Here is a 4,396-nt window from a genome sequence, read left to right as displayed (position 1 = left end):
TGGGCATCCTGACCGTCGGCATCGTGACGAAGCCCTTCGCCTTTGAAGGCAAGCGTAAGATGAGCTTGGCCGAGCAGGGCATTGCCTCTTTGATGATGCACGTGGACTCTCTGATCGTGATTCCCAATGAGCGTCTCAAGCTCATCAGTCAGGAGCGGATCACCCTGATGAATGCCTTCGAGGCGGCCGACAACGTGCTGCGTCAGGGCGTCGAGAGCATCTCCAGCCTGATCAACATTCCGGCTTTCATCAACCTCGACTTCGCCGATGTCCGTTCCATCATGAAGGACGCCGGCTTTGCACACATGGGCGTTGGCGTGGCCAAAGGCGCCGGCAAGGCCGAGAATGCTGCCAAGGCAGCCATTTCCAGCCCGCTGCTGGAAACCAGCATTGCGGGGGCTCGCGGCGTAATCATCAACATCACTTCCAGCCCCGACATTGGTCTGGACGATGTAGAGACCGCTGCTTCTATGATTACTCAGTCTGCGCATCCTGATGCCAACATCATCTGGGGTACTGCCTTCGATGAGCGCTTGAGCGACGAGATGAGCATTACCGTGGTGGCTACCGGCTTCGAGAGCACGCCGGAAGTCGACGAGCCCATTCAGGCTCATGTGGATGCCAAGCGTGCAGCGGCTGCCCAGCCTGTTGAGGCAGCTCAGCCCGCTGAGAAGGCACAGCCTGCTTCTCCGGACATCAGCCCGGTTATGCCCAATCCCATCTTTACCCAGTCCTTCAGCACGGGTGTGGATACTCAGCCCGCCGCTGCTGCGCCTGCAGAGGAAGAGGATGACGGCGACTACTTTGACGATCTGCTCAGCATTCTGAACAAGCGTTCCTGATTGCTGTTATTTTGCCGCGAGAGGATGTAAAAAGCCATGCCATCAGAAGCAAAGGACATTCAGGAACAGGGCTTCCGTTCCAGTCTGTTCGGATTTGATAAGAATGATGTGCTGGCGTATATGAACGCTCTGGCGGACGAAGCCCAGCAGCATGAGATGGAATACGAGCAAAAGCTGCGCCGCGTTCAGTCGGAACTGGATACGCTCCGCAATGAGCGCGAGGATGTAGATGCCCGCATCAAAGCGTTGCAAGCCGAAGCCGCAGCGGCAAGTCAGCGTGCGGAAGCGGCAGAAACCAAGCGGCGTGAAAGCGAAGAACAGGTAGAAGAGCTGCAAAAGCAGTTGGATACATACCAGTCCAGCCAAAAGGAAAGCCAGAAAAACGCCAACATTTGGCAGCTTAAATGTCATGACTTGCAGCAGCAGGTGGATGATCTTCAAAAGCAGTTAACGGCAGCCCGGCAGCTGAATGCCAACGGGAACCCCACCCCCGATGTGGTACGGGAGGCCCGACTGGAAGCGCGCAAGATTCTTTCCGACGCAAAGCTGTATGCCGAAAGCGCTGAGAAAGAGTTAAAGCAGCAGGCAGAAACACAGAAGACCCGCATGGCAGAAAATGCCCGCGGAATCGCCGCCGGCGTCATGTTGGTGCGGGACCGCTTGGCCCGTGTGGATCAGCGACTGAGCGCCGCTACACTGGATCTAGATGGACTCACGCAAGTGATCTATCAAGCGCTGGATGACACCGAAGCGGAACTCAAAGAACTGGGTACCGAGATGCGGGACTTTGCGCAAGGAACGCCGGAACTGAATGTGCCGGAGCCGGAACCTGCCCCCGAGGCACCGGCCAAAACCTCGGCCCCGCAGTTCCGCGTCAAGGCAACAGCGCAGCCGGTCCGGACACACCGCAGTGCTTCTGCCGTGCAAGCCAAGCCTTCTACCAATACCCGCCGCCTACGCAATGCGCGGCGTCCGGTTTCGCAGATGCTGCAGGACGAGATGGATCGCGTGGATCCGCAAAGCAAGGCGTAAAAACGCAATAGAAGAATACAGCCGTCCCGGCTTTGGCCGGGGCGGCTTTTTTGATGGAAAAAGCAGGAACCCTTTTGTAAGAATCTTCCGGTGTGGATTGTTTATCAAAGTGAAAGGGATACAAACGAAGGAGGAGAAGGTATGAACAACAACGGCGGTCCCAGCTTGGCGCGGGCCATTGTCATAGATCCTGAAACCGGTTTGCGGTGGGCTATGCGGGATTATGCCGCCTTGATTCGGGGAATTTTGCGGCGCATCCTGCCCGGGCGGGAACACGATGTGGAAGAGTGCATGGTCGATGTCTTTGTGGCCTTATGGCGCAATGCGCAAAAGCTGCAAGATCGGCAGATCCCAGTGCGTGCGTGGTTGATCGTGACGGCGCGCAATACTGGCATCAACCGGTATCGTGCGCTGCAACGCCGGGAGGAGATTCCGCTGACCGACGAACTCCTGCAAACCTTGGCAGACCTGCCTGCCGACCCACAAGGGGATGCGGTGCAGCTTGTGGGGGAGTTGGTGGCGGCGATGGAACCGCCCAATCGGGAGATTTTTTTGCGAAAATACTATCTGTTGCAGTCCAGCCGTGAGATTGCCGCTGCATTGGGACTGAGTGTGGCCAATGTGAATACGCGGCTTTCCCGCGGTCGGGATCGGCTGCGTCAACAACTGCGCGAAGGAGGCGTTACCCATGCGTGAAAAGGACAATCTTATGAATTGGCTGAACCAGTTGCCCAGCGAAGAGGAACCGTTGACAGAGGCAGAAATGAAGCGGCTGACCCAGCAAGTTTTGCAGCGTACGGGTTGTAAAAAGCCTGCAAAACGTCGGGGACGCCTCCTGTATTCGTGGTCGGTGGGAGGCAAAGTGCTAGTCGGAGGTGTGGCCTGTGTGGCGCTGTTGGTAGGAATCAATGGGGTTAACCCTGTGTTGGCGGAGGGGCTGCCCATCTTAGGGGATGTGTTTGCCTATATCAATGGATTGCCCAAAGGGTATCTGCAAAGCGACCAACTGAGTGTATATGCGCAATCGGCGCAGGTCGGGGCAGAGTCCAACGCACCGCAGGACAGTGGTGCTGCTGCGGCGCCCGCCTTGCAGCGAGAGGGGGGCGACGAGCAGCCTTATAAACTTACCCTGACCCAGATCTACTGCGATGAGATGTACCTGCGTCTAGGATTGACGCTGACGGCCGAGGATGATGCGCTGGCTGGCTTTGACGGGGTGACGTTGGACCCACCGCTGCTTTGGGAGGACACAACGGCAGAAGAAGCCAACACATTGTATGGCGGGGTGACTTTGAACGGTGAAGCAATCGGCGGCGATCTGTTGCCCTACTTCCGCAAACAGGATGATACTACCTTTGTCTGCGAAATGGACTACAATTTGCAAAATTATACGGGAGATACCCAGAACGTGCAGGCCTCGCTGACCTTTTCCAATCTGGTAGGCGTTTGCGAGGGGAGCGAAGAAACAACGCCGCTGGAAGGAACCTACCACATCGACTTTACAGTTTCTGCGGATGAAACCCTTACCCGCGAAGGACAAATCGATGGCGGAGTGCAGAATGGGATCCGGTTGGAAAGTCTGGAGGCGACGCCCGGGGAAACGCGGATCCAATATACGGTGACTTCGATGTCGGACAAAACGGAGCTGTACCCGCAAATCTTTATGGAAGATGGGAGCAACTTGGAATGGGTCAAGGGAACGCCCGAAGAACAGACGGAAAGTGGAGAAACCTTCTGGACGTATTACTTCGATGCGGTACCGGAAGGAGCAAAAACGTTGACGGTACGCATACTGGATAAGAGCGCCGAAGAGGAAGCTGTTCTAGCCCAGTGGACCGTTACACTGTTCTAAAATAAAAAGCATCCCCGCGGGAACCGTCCGATTCCTGCGGGGGTGCTTTTTGTTATTTGGTTTTGGGGTGACCGTTTTCCACACTGCTGGTTCCTTGTTCCATCAGATAGGTGGCGGTCAGGTCGGCGATGTGCAGCTTGACTGCCAGCGGGTAGCTGTTGTAGGCGTCGCTGACGGCAAAACTGCCGCCCCGTACGGCGTCGTCAAAACCGCCCATATGCCAGCGTATGGCAACAGCCTCAGCGGTTTTCAGCCGCATAAAGTGCTCGATCAGATAAACACTTTTTTCCCCGTGACCATAGGGCAGTTGATCCGCTACTTGATAGTAGGGGACCTTCTCCCATTGTCCGGTGGTCTCGTTCTTGACGTTGCGGGTGCTGACCTTATAGAAATTGGCCTTGCACAGGTCGTGGAGCAAGGCACAAATCGCGTAACTCTCGGCGTTTTCTCCCTCGGTGAAGAAATGCTGCATCATGGCCTGATAGACGTTGATGCTATGCATTACCAGCCCATACTCGCAGGCACCGTGGAAGCGGGTAGACGCCGGCGCAGTGAAAAAGTCTGTGGTTTCCAGCCAATTCAGCAGCCGGTCGGCGCCGGGACGCGTGATGTTTTGGGTGTAGATCTCCACAAATTGGGCGTGGTAGTCTTCCATGGCTGCCTCACAGTT

5 protein-coding genes are annotated in these 4,396 nt (G+C 56.2%); 4 read left to right on the top strand and 1 reads right to left on the bottom strand.

Features of this window, described 5'->3' with window-relative positions:
* From Q0526_RS09870 to Q0526_RS09855, 4 genes are all read left to right on the top strand, one after another.
* A partial coding sequence (locus Q0526_RS09870; protein WP_298733039.1) for a cell division protein FtsZ occupies nucleotides 1-842 on the top strand: 842 nt, incomplete at its 5' end.
* A 36-nt stretch (nucleotides 843-878) separates the two neighbouring features.
* Nucleotides 879-1,874, top strand: a complete 996-nt coding sequence (locus Q0526_RS09865; RefSeq protein WP_298733037.1) for a hypothetical protein — start codon at nucleotides 879-881, stop codon at nucleotides 1,872-1,874.
* Between the two features lie 141 nt (nucleotides 1,875-2,015).
* Complete coding sequence (locus Q0526_RS09860) at nucleotides 2,016-2,570, top strand: RNA polymerase sigma factor (RefSeq protein WP_298733035.1); 555 nt, start codon at nucleotides 2,016-2,018, stop codon at nucleotides 2,568-2,570.
* Nucleotides 2,563-3,726, top strand: coding sequence for a DUF4179 domain-containing protein (locus tag Q0526_RS09855; RefSeq protein WP_298733034.1), 1,164 nt, complete (start codon nucleotides 2,563-2,565; stop codon nucleotides 3,724-3,726). Before Q0526_RS09860 ends, Q0526_RS09855 begins: the two co-directional genes overlap by 8 nt.
* A gap of 52 nt (nucleotides 3,727-3,778) precedes the next feature.
* Here the strand turns inward: Q0526_RS09855 and Q0526_RS09850 are convergent, their stop codons facing one another.
* Nucleotides 3,779-4,381 (bottom strand): HD domain-containing protein, encoded by a 603-nt coding sequence (locus Q0526_RS09850; protein WP_298733041.1) that lies wholly within the window; start codon nucleotides 4,379-4,381, stop codon nucleotides 3,779-3,781.
* Nucleotides 4,382-4,396: the final 15 nt, after the last annotated feature.

This window comes from uncultured Subdoligranulum sp. (genome assembly GCF_937890665.1).
This window is presented reverse-complemented; position numbering and strand designations above follow the sequence as displayed.